At 72.7% G+C, this 15,569-nt stretch carries 16 protein-coding genes; 12 read left to right on the top strand and 4 right to left on the bottom strand.

Features of this window, described 5'->3' with window-relative positions:
• Positions 1-138: 138 nt before the first annotated feature.
• Both pepE and ACIBJC_RS30790 read right to left on the bottom strand, forming a co-directional pair.
• Positions 139-870 carry a dipeptidase PepE gene (gene pepE, locus ACIBJC_RS30795; RefSeq protein ID WP_399298073.1) on the bottom strand — a complete coding sequence of 244 codons (732 nt, stop codon included), beginning with the start codon at positions 868-870 and terminating at the stop codon, positions 139-141.
• A 40-nt stretch (positions 871-910) separates the two neighbouring features.
• Positions 911-1,723, bottom strand: coding sequence for an IclR family transcriptional regulator (locus tag ACIBJC_RS30790; RefSeq protein ID WP_399298071.1), 813 nt, complete (start codon positions 1,721-1,723; stop codon positions 911-913).
• 270 nt (positions 1,724-1,993) lie between these two features.
• On the opposite strand from ACIBJC_RS30790, the gene ACIBJC_RS30785 reads away from it, so the two are divergent.
• The 8 genes from ACIBJC_RS30785 (at position 1,994) to dapD (ending at position 8,306) form a co-directional block, all read left to right on the top strand.
• Entirely contained in the window at positions 1,994-2,956 is a 963-nt protein-coding gene (locus tag ACIBJC_RS30785) for a DUF1177 domain-containing protein (protein WP_399298069.1), read from the top strand.
• A gap of 252 nt (positions 2,957-3,208) precedes the next feature.
• The gene (locus tag ACIBJC_RS30780) at positions 3,209-4,933 is read left to right on the top strand and encodes an OPT family oligopeptide transporter (protein ID WP_399298067.1); all 1,725 of its coding nucleotides are present in this window, start codon (positions 3,209-3,211) and stop codon (positions 4,931-4,933) included.
• A gap of 79 nt (positions 4,934-5,012) precedes the next feature.
• A complete protein-coding gene (locus ACIBJC_RS30775) occupies positions 5,013-5,768 on the top strand; it encodes an AroM family protein (RefSeq protein ID WP_399298065.1) in 756 nt (251 codons plus the stop codon).
• Between the two features lie 85 nt (positions 5,769-5,853).
• Positions 5,854-6,072 carry a hypothetical protein gene (locus ACIBJC_RS30770; RefSeq protein ID WP_399298063.1) on the top strand — a complete coding sequence of 73 codons (219 nt, stop codon included), beginning with the start codon at positions 5,854-5,856 and terminating at the stop codon, positions 6,070-6,072.
• Between the two features lie 65 nt (positions 6,073-6,137).
• Positions 6,138-6,458 (top strand): DMT family transporter, encoded by a 321-nt coding sequence (locus ACIBJC_RS30765; protein WP_399298061.1) that lies wholly within the window; start codon positions 6,138-6,140, stop codon positions 6,456-6,458.
• Positions 6,458-7,006, top strand: coding sequence for a TetR family transcriptional regulator (locus ACIBJC_RS30760; protein WP_329826181.1), 549 nt, complete (start codon positions 6,458-6,460; stop codon positions 7,004-7,006). The genes ACIBJC_RS30765 and ACIBJC_RS30760 overlap by 1 nt, the downstream gene beginning before the upstream one ends.
• A 4-nt stretch (positions 7,007-7,010) precedes the next feature.
• Complete coding sequence (locus ACIBJC_RS30755) at positions 7,011-7,214, top strand: hypothetical protein (protein WP_329826182.1); 204 nt, start codon at positions 7,011-7,013, stop codon at positions 7,212-7,214.
• A gap of 84 nt (positions 7,215-7,298) precedes the next feature.
• Positions 7,299-8,306: a 2,3,4,5-tetrahydropyridine-2,6-dicarboxylate N-succinyltransferase gene (gene dapD / locus ACIBJC_RS30750; protein WP_399298059.1), complete on the top strand. Its 1,008-nt coding sequence runs from the start codon at positions 7,299-7,301 to the stop codon at positions 8,304-8,306.
• 22 nt (positions 8,307-8,328) lie between these two features.
• Here the strand turns inward: dapD and dapA are convergent, their stop codons facing one another.
• Complete coding sequence (dapA, locus tag ACIBJC_RS30745) at positions 8,329-9,237, bottom strand: 4-hydroxy-tetrahydrodipicolinate synthase (RefSeq protein WP_399298057.1); 909 nt, start codon at positions 9,235-9,237, stop codon at positions 8,329-8,331.
• Positions 9,238-9,901: 664 nt separating this feature from the next.
• Between dapA and ACIBJC_RS30740 the strand changes: the two genes are divergently transcribed.
• The 3 genes from ACIBJC_RS30740 (at position 9,902) to ACIBJC_RS30730 (ending at position 13,041) form a co-directional block, all read left to right on the top strand.
• On the top strand, positions 9,902-10,483 hold the full coding sequence (locus ACIBJC_RS30740; RefSeq protein ID WP_399298055.1) for an SMI1/KNR4 family protein: 582 nt from the start codon (positions 9,902-9,904) through the stop codon (positions 10,481-10,483).
• A 208-nt stretch (positions 10,484-10,691) separates the two neighbouring features.
• On the top strand, positions 10,692-11,414 hold the full coding sequence (locus ACIBJC_RS30735; RefSeq protein ID WP_399298053.1) for an antibiotic biosynthesis monooxygenase: 723 nt from the start codon (positions 10,692-10,694) through the stop codon (positions 11,412-11,414).
• A gap of 160 nt (positions 11,415-11,574) precedes the next feature.
• Positions 11,575-13,041, top strand: a complete 1,467-nt coding sequence (locus ACIBJC_RS30730) for a hypothetical protein (RefSeq protein WP_399298051.1) — start codon at positions 11,575-11,577, stop codon at positions 13,039-13,041.
• Positions 13,042-13,111: 70 nt separating this feature from the next.
• Here ACIBJC_RS30730 and ACIBJC_RS30725 read toward each other — a convergent pair whose 3' ends face one another.
• Complete coding sequence (locus tag ACIBJC_RS30725; RefSeq protein WP_399298049.1) at positions 13,112-13,978, bottom strand: SDR family NAD(P)-dependent oxidoreductase; 867 nt, start codon at positions 13,976-13,978, stop codon at positions 13,112-13,114.
• A 163-nt stretch (positions 13,979-14,141) separates the two neighbouring features.
• On the opposite strand from ACIBJC_RS30725, the gene ACIBJC_RS30720 reads away from it, so the two are divergent.
• Positions 14,142-15,560 carry an alkaline phosphatase PhoX gene (locus tag ACIBJC_RS30720; protein ID WP_399298047.1) on the top strand — a complete coding sequence of 473 codons (1,419 nt, stop codon included), beginning with the start codon at positions 14,142-14,144 and terminating at the stop codon, positions 15,558-15,560.
• Positions 15,561-15,569: the final 9 nt, after the last annotated feature.

The raw sequence follows: 15,569 nt of genomic DNA, 5'->3' as shown, positions 1-15,569 counted from the left end.
TCCGTCCCCCCGGCGCCGTCCCACCTGGCGTTCCCGAAGGCCCCACGACCGGCAACCGGTCGTGGGGCCTTTCGCGTTGGCCCGTAGGGCCGGGCGGGGCGGGGCGCGGGCGGGGCGAGGGCGGCGGTGCGGCCGGGGTCAGGCCGTCGGCGTGTCGAACAGCGGCCGCTCCTGGAGCAGTGCGCTCAGGTCGTGACCCGGACGGATCTCCGACGGCCGCTCGCCCCGCCGGAAGAGCACGGCTCCGGCCTCGATACCGCCGAGGGTGAGCCGGTCGCCCTCCCTGCGCAGCCAGGTGCCCTCGCGCAGGCCGACCACGGGCACGTCGTTCTCCTCCAGGAACTGCTCCAGCCGCTCGGCCCGGGTCTCACCCATGTGGGCGGTGTCGGGACTGCCGTCCAGGTAGTGGGGGTTGATCTGGAACGGCAGCAGACCCAGCGCCTCGAAGGACGGCGGCTGGACGATGGGCATGTCGTTGGTGGTACGCACGGTCGGGCAGGCCATGTTGGTGCCCGCGCTCGACCCCATGTAGATCCCGCCGGCGCCGACCCGTTCGCGGATCGCCCGGATCAGATCACGTTCGTGCAGCGCCTTGAGCAGCCGGAAGCTGTTGCCGCCGCCGACGAACACCGCCTCCGCGCCACGCACCGACTTCGCCGGGTCGGACGCCGTGTGGGCGCCGGTCACCTCCACGCCCAGGGGCGCGAGGGCCCCGGCGACGCGCGCGGTGTAACCGTCGTGGTCGGCGAGGGCGTACGGCACGAAGACCAGCCGGCGCGCGCCGTCGAGCAGCGTACGGATCTCCTCCCGTGCGTGTTCGAGGTAACCGCGTCCGGGGGCCGTGGAGTTCGAGAGCAGCAGCAACCGCATGGTGGCCTTTCCTGGTGAATCGGGCAGTCGGGGTGTGGGCTCAGCGGGCGCCGGACGCGCCGTCGCGCCGTGGCCGCACGGGTGTCAGCAGCCGGCCCAGGTCCGCCGCGCACTGGAGCAGGGGGGCGACCAGTTCCGGCTCACGGGCGCGGAACACGTCGAGGGGAGCCGCCAGGGACAGGGTGCCCACCGCACGTCTGCCCACCATCACCGGGGCGGCGAGCGCCGCGGTTTCCGGATCGTACTCGCCCTCGGAGTACGCGTAGCCCTTGCGCCGCACCTCGGCGAAGAGCTCCTCCAGCCGTACGGGATCGGTCAGCGTACGGTCGCTGAACCGCGCCATGGGGCGACCGTACAACAGTGCCGCCCGGTCGCCCGGCGGGAGCATACCGAAGTAGGCGCGGGAGGTGGCCCCGGCGTGCGCCGGGTACAACTCGCCCGCCAGGCCGTAGATGCGCAGGGGGCCCGTAGCCCCGTCCACGGCGGTGACACAGCGCATGTGCACCCCGTCGGGCACGGCGAACAGCGCGCCGACCCCCACCGACTCGGCCACCGCGCGCAACGGGGGGCGCACCAGACTGGCCAGTCCACCGTCCCGCTCCCACACCCGGGCGAGGTGCCACACCGCCGGGCCGAGCCGGTAGCGGCGTGAGCGCTTGTCGGAGACCAGGAACCCGCGGTAGGCCAGCGCGGCCAGCAGTCGCTGGGCCACGGATTTGTCGAGGCCGAACTCCGCAGCGACCTCGGTGACGCCCCACTCGGAGTGCTCGCGGTCGAAGGAGAGCAGGAGGCTGAGGACGCGGTCCGCGGTCTGGAGGGGCGGGGTTTCGGTTTCCGGCGTTCTTTCCGTCATGGCTGAAGCGTAAACAATCCCGGATATCGAGAAACCATTGCGCTCTGTGTGCCATGAGGCAGATTCTGAGCCACGTCGGCGTGAAACCAACGCGACCGGAAGCTGTCGAGTCGTCGAGTCGTCGAGTCGTCGAGCTGGCGAGTTGCCGAGCTGTCGAGCTGTCGAGCCTGTCGAAGGGGCGGGTGTTTTCGCCCTCCCGGCAGCCCGTGTCGCGTGGAACTCCCCGCATCAGGCCGCCGCACCCGCCTGAACACCGTTGAGAGGCCTCCCTTGCTGAAGCACGTCCTTGAGATCATCGAACTCCTCGACCGTCCCCAGACCAGTGGGGAACTGCTCGCCGAGCATCTGCGGGCCGTCCAGGCCGCGGCGGGCGCCGACGCGACGACGGCGCCGCCGATCCAGGTACGCACGGTCGAGGGCGACCAGGGCAGCACGGACTTCGTCTCCGTGACCGTCCCGGGCCGTAACGGACGGCTCGCCGGCGGTGACGCGCCGACCCTCGGTGTGCTCGGCCGGCTCGGTGGAGTGGGCGCCAGGCCCGAGCGCGTCGGGCTGGTCTCCGACGCCGACGGCGCCGTCGCGGCCCTGTCGGCCGCGGCGAAGCTGCTGGACATGCACGCCCGCGGCGATGTCCTCGACGGCGATGTGATGATTTCCACTCATGTGTGCGGATGGGCCCCGACTCGTCCGCACGACCCGGTACCGTTCATGGACTCCCCGGTGGACACGCTGGTGTGCAACCGCGAAGAGATCTCACCCGAGATGGACGCGGTGGTGTCCATCGACACCACCAAGGGCAACCGCCTGCTCAGCCACCGCGGGATCGCACTGTCGCCGACCATTCTCCAGGGCTGGATCCTGCGGGTCAGTGAGGACCTTCTGTCGGTCCTGGAGACCGTGACGGGCGAGCAGGCGCGGGTCCTGCCCGTCACCACGCAGGACATCACCCCGTACGGCAACGGGGTGCACCACATCAACTCCATCCTCCAGCCCGCCGTCGCCACCGACGCCCCGGTCGTCGGCCTCGCGATCACCGCGGCCACGGCGGTGGCCGGCTGCGGCACCGGAGCCAGCCACGAGACCGACATCGCGGCCGCCGCCCGGTTCGCGATCGAGACCGCCAAGGAGTTCGGCCGCGGAGCCGCCCGGTTCCACGACGCCGACGAGTTCGCGCGGCTCGTGGAGCTGTACGGGCCGATGACCCGGTTGCAGGCGCTCGCCCCGGCGCAGTGACCCGGAGCCTGTCCGGGCGGGCCGCCGTCCGGACAGCGCTCGGCCTCGCCGCCGCACCCACAGATCCCCGCCGCACCCCACAGATCGCCACCGTACCGACAGATCGCCGCCGCACCCACAGATCCCCGGAGCACCGTTCACAGACGCCGGAGCCCGTTCCTCCGGTCACCCCGCTTTTCCCCACTCCGCTTTTCCCCACTCCGCTTTTCCCCGCCACCCTGCCCGCCGCGCCGTCCCCACCCTGGAGTCCCCTTGAACCCGAGAGCTTCGACCGCCGCGCCGGCCACCGTGGCGCCGACGGAAAAGCACCCCAGAGCCTTCGAACCGATCACCCTCGTCATCACCGTCGCGATGTCGGTCCTCGGCGCCCTGATCGGCATCGTGCTGATCACCTCGCTCGGCATCTCGCCCAACACGGCGGTGATCGGCGCCCTGATCGCGATGATGATCGGCCGTATCCCGCTCGGCGCGCTGATCCGGATGCGTTCGCAGCACCGGCAGAACCTGGTGCAGTCGGCGATCTCCGGAGCCACGTTCGCCGCCGCCAACTCGCTGCTCACCCCCATCGCGGTGCCCTTCGCGCTGGGCCGTACCGACCTGGTGTGGCCCATGCTGGGCGGCGCCGCCATCGGGCTGGCCGTCGACAGTTGGGTGCTGTACCGGGTCTTCGACTCCAAGCTGCTGCCGGCCACCAACTCCTGGCCCGCGGGCATCGCCGCGGCGGAGACCATCAAGGCCGGGGACAGCGGCGGGCGCAAGGCCACCGTGCTCGGGGTGAGCGCGGTGGTCGGCCTGGTCGGCGCCCTGTTCAAGCTCCCCACCAGCGCCGCCGGTGTCGGCTTCCTGGGCAATATCTGGGCGCTGCTGATGTTCGGCCTCGGGCTGACCGTCGCCCAGTACGCCCCCGGCATCCTCCATGTCGACCTCACCGCCGACCGGGTGCCGCACGGCCTGATGATCGGTGCCGGGCTGGTGGCCCTGGTCCAGGCGCTGCTGCTGATGAGGGGCGGCAAGGGGCGGTCCCGTACCGACAGCTCAAAGCGCGAGACCCGGCAGGCTCCGGGCGGCGGCGCGGCGGCCGACTCCGACGCGGACGCTGCCGCGGTCGCCGAGCACGGACCCACGGTCGGGACCGCACGGCTCCGCCGCGGGCTGCTGGAAGGCATGGTGCTCTTCCTCTGCGGTGCGGTCGTGGTCGCGATCACGGGCGGGATAGTGGCCGGAATGTCCCTGCCCGCCCTCATCGGCTGGGTGGCGCTGGCCGGTGCCGCCGCCCTCGTGCACCAGCTCATCGTGGGTCTGGCGGCGATGCACTCCGGCTGGTTCCCCGCCTTCGCCGTCACCCTGATCGTGCTGATCGTCGGCCTCGTCCTGCACATACCCACCGTGCCGCTCGCCCTGCTGGTCGGCTACACCGCCTCCACCGGTCCCGCCTTCGCCGACCTCGGCTACGACTTCAAGGCCGGCTGGCTGCTGCGCAAGGACGCCGCCCCGTGGCTCCCCTTCGAGATGGACGGACGGCGCCAGCAGTATCTGGCCCAGCTCGTCGGCTTCGGTGTCGCGCTCGTCGTGGTCGCCGTCGCCTGGAAGTCCTTCTTCGCGGACGGCCGAATACCGCCGGTCTCCGAGGTCTACGTCACCACCATCAAGACCGGCCTCGACGCCGACACCGTACGGACCATGCTGCTGTGGGCCATCCCGGGAGCGCTGATCCAGTTCATCGGCGGATCGTCCCGGCAGATGGGTGTCCTGCTGGCCACCGGGTTGCTCGTGGCCACGCCCAACGCCGGATGGATGGTGCTCGGGGCGCTGGTCGTCCGCCGGGGCTACACCCTGTGGCGCCGCCGTGGTCTGACCGATCGCGCCGCGCGCAAGGAGTCCGACGAGCAGGCCGAGAACGATCTGTCCCTGGTCGGAGCCGGGCTGGTGGCAGGCAGCTCGCTGAACGACGTGGGCCAGCTCACCAAGGTCATGTGACCCGGGCGGTGCCCCTCCCCGCGGCACCCTCCACCCGTCCACCCCTCCACCCCTTCCCCTCTTTCCGAAGGATCGACTCATGGACGTCCCGGACAGCGCCGAGAATCCACTGGGCCCGCCCGCTCTCGGGCTGGTCACCATCGGCCAGGCCCCGCGCACCGATCTGCGCCCGGACGCCGAACCGCTGCTGCCGGGCGTGCGCCTGGTCGAACACGGCGCACTCGACGACGACCGGTTCGACGGCGAGGCGGGGCAGGAGACCCGCCGGGTCCTGGCCCCGGAGCCCGGTGAGGCGCCGCTGGTCTCCCGGCTGCGGGACGGCGGTTCCGTGGTGCTCGGGCACGCGGCACTGATCCCCCGTATGGAGGAGGCCGTCGCCCGCGCGGAGCGCGACGGCGCCGCGGCGACCCTGCTGCTGTGCACCGGCCGCTTCCCCTCCGTACGGGCGACCCGGCCGCTGCTGTTCGCCGAACCGCTGGTGCAGCGGGCCGTCGCTGCCGTCGTCGGCACCGATCCGGTGGGGATCGTCTGCCCCCACCCCGACCAGGCCGAGGACGTGGCCCGGCGCTTCTCCGAGGTCCTGCCGGGCCGTGTCCTGGCCGCGGGCGCCAATCCGTACGCACCGCGCGAACGTGCCCTGCACGAGGTCGCCGAGGCCGCCCGGGCGCTCGCGGACGGCGGCAGCGCGTGGCTCGTCCTGGACTGCATCGGCTACACCGAGGAGATGCGGCGGACCGCGGCGCGCGCCGCGGACCGGCCGGTTCTGCTGGCCCGGGCCCTCGCGGTGCGGCTGGCCGGTGAGGTGGTGGCCGCGTTCGGCCGGCAGCAGGCCTGACCAGCGGAAAGGAAGGCTCTCTCATGACACGCGTCGCTCCGCCCGAACCGTCGTCGCCCGTCGGCCTGCCGCACGCCCGCGCGATGTGCACCGTACGGCCGACCTTCTCGCACCGCACGGCCCGGCGGCCGTTCCGGCGGCGGCCACCGAGCTGGTCGAGGCGGGCGCGGACACCCTGCTGCTGGCCTGCACGGGGCTGACCACGATCGGGATCCGTCCGCTGCTGGAGGGCCGGCTGTCGGTGCCCGCGGTGGACGCGGTGCTCGCCGCGGGCCTGATGGCCTCGTACGCCCGGATCCGCTGACGATCCGCCGATCCGGCGATCCGCGTTGCGTACGACCGTACGCAACGATGTGTACACTCGTACGCATGGGATATGGACTGCTGGCCGTGGCGATCGCGGCAGAAGTGGGCGCGACGACCGCCATGAAGTACAGCGAGGGCTTCACCCGGCTGTGGCCCTCGGTGCTCACCGTGCTGGGGTACCTTCTCGCCTTCGCCTTCCTCTCGCAGACGCTCAAGACGCTCTCCGTCGGGACCGCCTACGCGATCTGGGCCGGGGCCGGCACGGCGGCCATCGCCGCCATCGGGATGCTCTTCCTCAATGAGTCCGCGGACCTGCTCAAGCTGCTGGGGGTCGCCCTGGTGATCGCGGGCGTCGTCGTGCTCAACCTCGGAGGGGCCCACTGATGTCGCGCCGTTACGACCCCGAGCGCCGCCAGCGCATCATCGACGCCGCGCTGCGGGTGGTCGGACGCGCCGGGATCGCCGGACTGAGCCACCGCACCGTCGCCGCCGAGGCCGATGTGCCGCTCGGCTCGACCACGTACCACTTCGCCTCGCTGGACGAACTGCTGATCGCCGCGCTCCGGCAGGCCAACGAGGGGTTCGCGGACGCCGTACGGAAGAGCGGCGCGCTCGCCGACCCCGCGTGCGACATCGCCGCCGAGCTGGCCCGGCTCACCGGGGAATGGCTGGCGGGGGACCGTACCGGCGTGGAACTGGAGTACGAGCTGTACCTCGCGGCCCTGCGCCGGCCCGCGCTGCGCCCGGTCGCCGCGGAGTGGTGCGGCGCGCTCGCCGAGCCGCTCGCGGCGCGCATCGACCCCGTCACCGCACGGGCGCTGGTCGCGCTGCTGGACGGGATCTGCCTCCAGGTGCTGCTGACCGACGGGGTGTACGACGAGGAGTACGCGCGTCAGGCGCTGGCGCGGCTGATTCCGGGCGCCGTAGGTTGACAGGATGAGCGATCCGTCCCCGGGGCCCGAGATCACCTACGCCGAGTGCCGTCAGTGCGGCACCCTCATCGCCGGACTCGACGGCCGCTACAGCTGCGGGGTCTGTGGCTGGGTCAACCACCACTCCGAGGGGCACGGTCCGCTGCCGAGCGCGGAGGACGACGTCGACCACAGAGCGGGCGGATCCCAGGACAACCGGCTGAGCTGAGCGGTGACCGAGGGTGGCGGGGCCGCGCGCCCGGCACCTGAGACCGGTTGGCCCGGGCGGCTTCGAAAACGTTAGGTTCTGACCATGACCGACACGTCTTCCCAAGGTTCCCCCCGTTCCTCCCGTGCCACGGGCGCCGTCGCCGCCGGCCTCGCCACCCTCACGGCGGACGGCACCGTCCTCGACACCTGGTTCCCCGCCCCCGCGCTCACCGCCGAGCCCGGCCCGGCCGGCACCGAGCGGCTCTCCGCCGAGCGCGCCGTGGAACTGCTCGGTGACGGCGCGGCGAAAGCCATCGGGGCCGACACCCGCCGCGGGGTCGAGATCGTCGCGGTCCGTACGGTCATCGCCTCCCTCGACGACAAGCCGCTGGACACGCACGACGTCTACCTGCGGCTGCACCTCCTCAGCCACCGGCTGGTCCGGCCGCACGGCCAGAACCTGGACGGCATCTTCGGGCTGCTCGCCAACGTCGCCTGGACCTCGCTCGGCCCGGTCGCCGTGGACGCGCTGGAGACCGTACGGCTCAACGCCCGCGCCGAGGGGCTGCACCTCCAGGTGACCTCGGTCGACAAGTTCCCGAGGATGACGGACTACGTGGCGCCGGGCGGCGTCCGGATCGCCGACGCCGACCGCGTACGCCTGGGCGCGCACCTCGCCGAGGGCACGACCGTCATGCACGAGGGCTTCGTCAACTTCAACGCGGGCACCCTCGGCACCTCCATGGTCGAGGGCCGTATCTCCGCGGGCGTCGTCGTCGGCAACGGCTCCGACATCGGCGGCGGCGCCTCCACCATGGGCACGCTCTCCGGAGGCGGCAAGGAGCGCATCGTCATCGGCGAGCGCTGCCTGGTCGGCGCGGAGGCGGGCGTCGGGATCGCGCTCGGCGACGAGTGCGTCGTGGAGGCTGGGCTGTACGTCACGGCCGGTACCCGCATCACGCTGCCGGACGGCCAGATCGTCAAGGCGCGCGAGCTGTCCGGCGCGAGCAACATCCTCTTCCGCCGCAACTCGGTCAGCGGCGCCGTCGAGGCCCGCCCGAACAACGCGGTCTGGGGCGGTCTCAACGACGTGCTCCACAGCCACAACTGATCCCTGGTCCCTGAACCACCGATCACACGGCGGCGGCTCCCGCGAGCGCGCCGTACAGCCCCAGCAGCCCGTCGGCCGTCTCCCGGCCGGCGGGCCGCAGCGGTTCACGGACCGGTCCGCCCGGCAGACCGAGACGCCCGAGCAGCGCCTTCGCGGTCACCGTGCCCGGCAGCCCGGACGCCATCATCGCCTCGGTCAGCGGCAGCGTGCGCTGGTGCGCCCGCACGGACCCGGCGCGCTCGTCCGTACCGGCGTCGTACGCGTCCAGTACGGCGCGCAGCGGGCCGGGCGCGACGTTGGCCACCGTACTGACGAAGCCCGCGCCGCCGACCGCGTAGAGGGGGAGGTTCAGCTCCTCGCAGCCGGAGTAGTACGCGAGCGAGGTGCGGGCGATCACCTTCGAGCTGCCCGCCAGGTCGTACGCGCAGTCCTTCACGGCGACGACGCGCGGGTGCGCGGCGAGCCGGATCATCGTCGCCGGCTCGATCCGGGTGCCGGTGCGCGCGGGGATGTCGTACAGCATCAGCGGGACGCGCGCCGTGTCCGCGATCCGTAGGAAGTGCGCCTCGACGTCCGCCTGCGGAGGGCGGCTGTAGTACGGCGTCACCACCAGCAGGCCGTGCGCTCCGGCGTGTTCGGCCGCGCGCGCCAGCGCGAGGGTGTGGCGGGTGTCCGCGCTGCCGACGCCCGCGACGATGTGCGCCCGGTCGCCGACCTCCGCGCACACCGCCTCGACCAGAGCGGTCTTCTCGGCGTCCGTCGTGGTGGGGGGCTCGCCGGAGGTTCCGTTCAGGACGAGCCCGTCGCATCCCCCGTCCACGAGGTGCCGGGCGAGCGTGCGCGCGCCGGCCTCGTCCAGCTCCCCGGAGGCGGTGAAGGGGGTGACCATGGCGCACAGGGCCCGCCCGAAGGGGCGGCGTGAAGTCGTCATGCCGGGAGTCTCCGCCGCCGGACTGTGAAGGTCTACTTAGATCTGCTTCGGGTGAGCATGAAGCGATGCTGAGGAATCCGATGGTGGCGGCAGGTCTGGCATGATCGGCGAAGGTCCCTGGTCCGTACAGACAGTTTGGGCAAGGGGCCGAACGGGGGAAGGGGGATCGCGTGGTGCGCGCACGTCGCACAGCGGGAGTGGGGCGTCGACGCGGCCATGGGGGCCGTGACGATCACACCGACGCACCGCGGCCAACGGCCCTATCGCGTCAATGGTCAGCCGGACGCCGAGGTTCTGGCCAAGGATCGTGCACCACCCACGCCGAGGGCGGCCCCGGGGCCCGCGGACGCCGCGGCGTCGGTTCCTCCACAGGGCCGGCCGTCACCGCCCGGGACGCCGCCCGTGCCTCCTTCGCCGCGCCCACCTGCCAGGACGCCTCCGCCGACGGCGCCACAGGGCGCCCGCGGTGCGAACAGGACGCCGTGGCCTGGTCTCGCACCCCCAGTCATACGCATGAGTACGCGTGGGCGGAAGGGGGCCATATCGTACGGCTCAATGGCGAAGGCGCCCTCGGGGACAGCGTGTTGGAGGGTGCTTCGGGGTAGCAGGGGGCGGAGTGTCAGTGGGTGCTGATCCAATCAGGGACATGGAGGGCATGGAGAGCATGAACACCGAATACGCCGACCGGGGCGGGGCGGACCGGGGCGAACTCGACGCGCTGCGCGCGGCCTTCCCGCCGGAGCGACGGCTGCCGCCGCTGGGCTGGGACGCGGTGCGGGCCTTCGAACAGGAGCGGGGCATCGTCCTGCCCGAGCCGTACCGCACGCTGGTCGCGGAGATATGCGACGGCTGCACGGAGGGGCCCGCCGACATCGACGGGCTGATACCGGTGGCCGCGCTGCCCGAGGACTGGGGCTGCGACCAGACGCAGAGAGTGCTCGCGAAGCCGTTCCCCCTCACCGAGGCATGGGTGTGGGAGGACGACCCCCGGCCGTACGAGGAGATAGAGCCGCTCATCGACGAGGTCAGCAACCACGGCAGTGTGGTGCTGGGCACGGACGGCTGCGGCATGTACTGGCATCTCGTCGTCACCGGCGCGGAGCGTGGCCGGATATGGAACATCAGCGACGTCGGGGCGGCGCCGTTCGGGGCGGCCTTCGGTCACCCCGCGGCCGGGCCGGGCTTCGCCGGCTGGGTGGCGCACTGGGCCACCACACGGCGGCCGTGGTTCGACGTCGTGGTCTGACACCGGGCAGTCGTGGTCCGAGCCGGGCAGTCGTGCTCCGGACCGGACAGAGGCAGGCACGGGGATACGGGGTGAACGGGGACACGGGGAAACGGGGACAGGGAGCGCGAGGCGACGCCCCGGGCGGTGGTTGACCTCAACCGCGCTTCATCTTTGAGCATGGTGATCGTGGGCGCGCCGCGGGGGTGTGCCGCGAGGAGGAATCATCATGCCCGTACGGCTGAGCACCTTTCCTGATGTCGCGCGCCCCGGCGTGGGCGTCGTCATGGTCAGCACCTGGCGCGTCGGTACGCCCGCACGGCAACAGGCGACGGTCGAGGCCATCGCCCGCGTCTGGCGGAGCAGACAGTGGCCGGCCGGCGGGCTGCTCTCGTACTCCGTCCTCACCGGGAACGACGGGGAGACGTTGCTCCACTACGCGCAGTGGCGCGACCGGGCCGCGCACCAGGCGTTCGCCGCCACGGGCCGGGACGAGCGCGTCGCGGAGATCGACGCCGCCGTGCCCGGGATCGAGCGCGTGGGGCCGCGCCCGTACACCCTCTACCGCGGCGAAGGGCCGACGGCGCCGGGTGACGAGCCGGTGCCGGGCTGCTTCGTGGCCGTGGACGTGGAGTTCGAAGGCCCCGACCCCGCGCGGCTGCGCAGTTGGGTGGACACCGTCCTCGAAGCGATCGAGACCGACCCGCACCTGGCTCCGGGCGGGATCTCCGCGTACTTCCACGCCGCCACGGACGGGACCCGGGTCCTCAACCTCGCCGGGTGGGAGAGCGAACAGGCCCATGTCGACGCCCTCGCGGCACGCGGTCAGGGCATCGGGTCGGACACGGAGCAGTGGCGGGCGGTCCGCGCGCACCCGGGGGTGAAGGGCAGCACCGTGACCCGCTACACACCCGCGATCAGCCTGTTCCCCGCGGGCGATGCCACGGGCTGACGAGATCCGGACGAGGTCCGGTCGAGAGAGGCGCGGGGCAGGCGCGGGGCAGGCGCGGAGGAGGGTGGTTGTCGGGTACATGAACCGGGTGGGAAGGGTCCAAAAGCGTCTACGCTGGGGAACCCTCCGGCCGTCCCTACCCCACAAGGAGACCCACCCGATGCCCGCAGACCACCCCACCCTGCCGCCGGTACGGCTGCTCTCGGACGCCGAGCTGGCCCGGGACGCGCTCGCCGCACCGCTGCTCGCCCGGGCCGTGCGCCTCGCCCGCTGGGCGGGCCCGGAGACACAGGTGAGCGCCGGGGGCGAGCTGGTCGACGAGCAACTGCCCGCCGCGGCGGAACAGCTCGGCCTCGGCGACGAGACGTCGGAGGGCGACGGCGAGGCGTACGCGAGCGAGGCGTGGCGCGTCGCGGTCGACACGGGGCTGGTGGACGTCGAGGAACCCGACGAGGCCGCCGACGGCGCGGCGGAGCACACCGGAAGCGTCACGGCGGGCGATCAGCTCGCCCTGGTCGCGTCCGGCTCCCCCCAGGACATCCTCTCCCTCTGGCTGGACGCCCTGGACGTCGCCTTCGCGGACGCCACCGTGCCCGTGCTCGACGATCTCGCGGCGGCCATCGATGACGACGGCGAGATCGACTTCGAGTCGCTGGACTGGGACCCGGAGGAGGAGGCGGAATTCCTCGAAGGCGTCCTCGGCAACCTCTATCTGCTCACCGTCGGGGAAGGCGGCGGCACGGACACCTCCGTACCGCTGCCCGTCCTCGCCGCGTCGATGATCGTCCCCGACGACATGGGCGAGCCCACCGACGACATCCTGGAGCAGGTGTCCGAGGCGATGATGCGGCTGGACGAGCAGTTCCGGGTGCTGGAGCCGATCGGGCTCGTCTCGTACGTACCGGTGGACGAGGCCCTGATGGCGGAGGACGCCGACCCGGAGCCGCCGGTGGATGAGGACGACGTCTCGCGGTACGGCATGGTCCGGCTGACGCCGCTCGGGCTCTACGGGATCAGGTCCCGGATGCTGGAGGCGGGCGTTGCCGCGCCCGTCGTCGGCGAACTCGCCGACAAGGACGCCCACGCGCTCCTCGACGGCATCGCCCACTTCCCCGAGCCGGCGGCCCGCGCCGAGACGGAGCAGTGGCTCGCCGGTCGCGCGCCCCTCGACGCCGTACGCGAACTCCTCGCCGCCGCACGGGGCCGGGACACCAACGCACCGCTGCGCCGCCTCCAGTGCCAGCAGGCGCTCTCCCTCGTCGGGGCGGAGGCCGAGGCGGCCGTACGCGAGGTCCTGGACGACGCGGAACTGGGCGGCCTGGCGCGGGTCTGGCTCGCGGAGCTGGGCGCCAAGGACGTACCGCCGCCGCCCGAGTCGATGATCTTCTGGCTGGCCGTCGACACGATCGCCGCGCAACTCGACGCGGAGGGCGAGCCGGACGAACTCCAGGAGCTGGTGGAGGGGCTGGTGGGGCAGCACAGCGGATTCTTCGAGGCGGCGTGGCGGGTGGACCACCCGGCGACGGCGGACGTCCTGGAGGCGATGGGCCGGCTGCACCGGGACCGGGCCGTGTCGAAGGACGCGCGCAAGGCGGCCTTCAAGGCGCGTTCGCGCGGCGGCAACTGAGGGGTCCCGGGCGACAACCCGCACCCTCACACCGGGCACCACACACACCGCACCCCCGACCACCACACCCTTACCGGAGGTACGACGCTCCGTTCAGGTCCAGGACGGCCCCGGACGACCACTCCGCCCCCGGCGACGCCAGCCAGCGCACCGCCTCCGCGACCTCGTCCGCGGAGGCCACCCGGCCGAACGGGCTCTGGGTGCGGATCTTCTCGCCCTCCTCGCCCGAGAGCCGGGACGCCACCCGCTCCGTCTCGAAGAAGCCCGGCGCCACCGACGCGACGCCGATGCCGTACGGGGCCAGGGAGACCGCGAGGGACTGCCCCAGGGCGTGCACCGCGGCCTTCGTGGCCCCGTACGCGGGGTGGTCCGGTTCGCCGCGGAAGGCGCCCCGGGAGCCGATGTTGACGATCCGGCCGAACACGGCGCGGGTGATCATGCCGTGCGCGGCGCGGTGGCTGAGCAGCGCCGTCGCCATGAGGTTGACGGAGAGGTGGTGCTGCCAGGCAGCCGTCCACTCCTCGTAGCCCGTCGTGGGCAGGGGATGCGCCGCGTTCACCGCCGCGTTGTTGACGAGGACGTCGATCCCGCCGAGCCCCTCCGCCGCCTCGTCCGCGACGCGGGCCACCTCCGCCGGGTCGGAGAGATCGCCGCCGATCAGCACATGGCCCGTGCCGGGCAGTGACTCCAGGGTGCGGCGGGCGTCGTCGGAGCGGCTGCCGTAGTGGACGGCGACCCGGTCGCCCTGGGCGGCGAAGGCATGGCAGACGGCGCGGCCGAGGCCGCGCGACGCGCCGCTGACGAGCACACCGCGGCCGGTGGCCGGAAGCTGTCCGGTGGCCGGAAGCCGGTCGGGGGCCGGGAGCTCTCCGGTGGCCGGAAGCCGTCCGGTGGGCTCTTCGGGCTTTCCCCCAGGCTTTCCGGCGGGGAGATTCATGGTGGGGCGCCTCTCGACGTCGGACGGTGTTCAGCCGCTGTTCAGGCACGCGCGGCAGCCTGGGGAGCGTACCTCCGCACTCCCCGCACCTCCCCGTCTCCGCCCGGTACCTCCGCTCCCGCCGTACCCGCCCCGCTCCCTCCTTCCGCCCCCAGGAGCCTCCATGCCGCTGACCCGCAGGGAATTCACCGGAAGATCGGCGCTCACCGGCGCCGGACTCGTCCTCACCGGCGCCACGGGGGCGCTCGCGACCGCGCCCGGCGCGCTCGCCGCCGACGACGGCCCCGACATCGCGTCAGGACCCGCCCCCGAGCCCGGGTACGGCCCCCTCGTGGCCGATCCGCGCGGCGTGCTCGCGCTGCCGGCCGGGTTCACGTACCGGGTCATCACCCACAGCGGGGTGACCCGTCTGGAGACCGGCGAGTACACGCCCTCGAACCACGACGGCACCGCGACGTTCGAGGGCAGCCGCGGGGTCACCCTGCTCGTCAACAACCACGAGCTGAAGGGCCCCAGGTCCAACTGGCCCCACCCCGTGCCGCTCACCGAGGGCCTGGTCTACGACCCCGCCGCGGCCGGCGGCTGCACGGTCGTGGAGACCCGCCCCGACGGCCGGACCGCCGAATGGGTCGGCATCGCCGGTACGTCGACCAACTGTGCGGGCGGACGCACCCCTTGGGGCACCTGGCTGACCTGCGAGGAGAACACCGACCGCGCGGGCGAGAACGGGATGACCAAGGACCACGGCTACGTCTTCGAGGTCGACCCGTACGATCGGCGCGCCAACCGTGATCCGCGGCCCGTCAAGGCGCTCGGCCGGTACGACCACGAGGCCGTCGTCATCGACCCCCGCACCGGTTACGCGTATCTGACCGAGGACGCCTCGGGCCCCAACGGCCTCTTCTACCGCTGGATCCCGCCGCACGGCTTCAAGCACGGACGCGGCCAGTTCGCCCGGCTCGCCGACGACGCGGGCGCGCTCCAGGCGCCGCGCTGCTTCGATGCTGGCGGCTCGTTCGTCGACGACCTCTCGCGCGCCACACGGATCGGCACCGTCTACGGCGTCGACTGGGTGGACGTCCCCGAACGGGACGCGCGGACCGTCGAGGTACGGGAGCAGTTCGGCGCCGGGGACGTCACCCGGGCCAGGAAGCTGGAGGGCATGTGGTGGGGGGACGGCGGCGCGTACATCGTCTCCTCGTACGCCCGCGACGAGAGCCCCGGCACCCCGCACGACGGCCAGGTGTGGTTCTACCACCCCCGGCGGCGCACGCTCACCCTCAAGGTGCTGCTCGGCGTCAACCCCGATCCCACGAAGGACGGTTCCTTCGACGGGCCCGACAACATCACCGTCTCGCCGTACGGCGGGCTGGTCATCGCGGAGGACGGCGAGGGGCTCCAGCACCTCTTCGGCGCGACGGAGCGCGGACGCACGTACCCCATCGCGCGCAACGACCTCAACGACAGCGAGTTCACGGGGGTCGTGTTCTCGCCCGACGGCCGCACGCTTTTCGCCAATATCCAGGAGCCGGGCATCATGCTGGCCGTCACCGGCCCGTGGCGGCGCTCGCCGCGCCGCTGACGCCGCCGG

It is taken from the genome of Streptomyces sp. NPDC050509 (genome assembly GCF_044457965.1).
GTDB lineage: Bacteria > Actinomycetota > Actinomycetes > Streptomycetales > Streptomycetaceae > Streptomyces.
Note: the sequence above shows the minus strand (reverse complement) of the source record. Positions and strands in the feature narration are given on the sequence as shown.

Bases quoted from the DNA above. Each gene is read 5' to 3' on its own strand.
- pepE (WP_399298073.1), bottom strand. From the start codon at position 870: ATGCGGTTGCTGCTGCTCTCGAACTCCACGGCCCCCGGACGCGGTTAC.
- ACIBJC_RS30790 (WP_399298071.1), bottom strand. From the start codon at position 1,723: ATGACGGAAAGAACGCCGGAAACCGAAACCCCGCCCCTCCAGACCGCG.
- ACIBJC_RS30775 (WP_399298065.1), top strand. From the start codon at position 5,013: ATGGACGTCCCGGACAGCGCCGAGAATCCACTGGGCCCGCCCGCTCTC.
- ACIBJC_RS30765 (WP_399298061.1), top strand. From the start codon at position 6,138: ATGGGATATGGACTGCTGGCCGTGGCGATCGCGGCAGAAGTGGGCGCG.
- ACIBJC_RS30760 (WP_329826181.1), top strand. From the start codon at position 6,458: ATGTCGCGCCGTTACGACCCCGAGCGCCGCCAGCGCATCATCGACGCC.
- ACIBJC_RS30755 (WP_329826182.1), top strand. From the start codon at position 7,011: ATGAGCGATCCGTCCCCGGGGCCCGAGATCACCTACGCCGAGTGCCGT.
- dapD (WP_399298059.1), top strand. From the start codon at position 7,299: ATGACCGACACGTCTTCCCAAGGTTCCCCCCGTTCCTCCCGTGCCACG.
- dapA (WP_399298057.1), bottom strand. From the start codon at position 9,237: ATGACGACTTCACGCCGCCCCTTCGGGCGGGCCCTGTGCGCCATGGTC.
- ACIBJC_RS30740 (WP_399298055.1), top strand. From the start codon at position 9,902: ATGAACACCGAATACGCCGACCGGGGCGGGGCGGACCGGGGCGAACTC.
- ACIBJC_RS30735 (WP_399298053.1), top strand. From the start codon at position 10,692: ATGCCCGTACGGCTGAGCACCTTTCCTGATGTCGCGCGCCCCGGCGTG.
- ACIBJC_RS30730 (WP_399298051.1), top strand. From the start codon at position 11,575: ATGCCCGCAGACCACCCCACCCTGCCGCCGGTACGGCTGCTCTCGGAC.
- ACIBJC_RS30725 (WP_399298049.1), bottom strand. From the start codon at position 13,978: ATGAATCTCCCCGCCGGAAAGCCTGGGGGAAAGCCCGAAGAGCCCACC.
- ACIBJC_RS30720 (WP_399298047.1), top strand. From the start codon at position 14,142: ATGCCGCTGACCCGCAGGGAATTCACCGGAAGATCGGCGCTCACCGGC.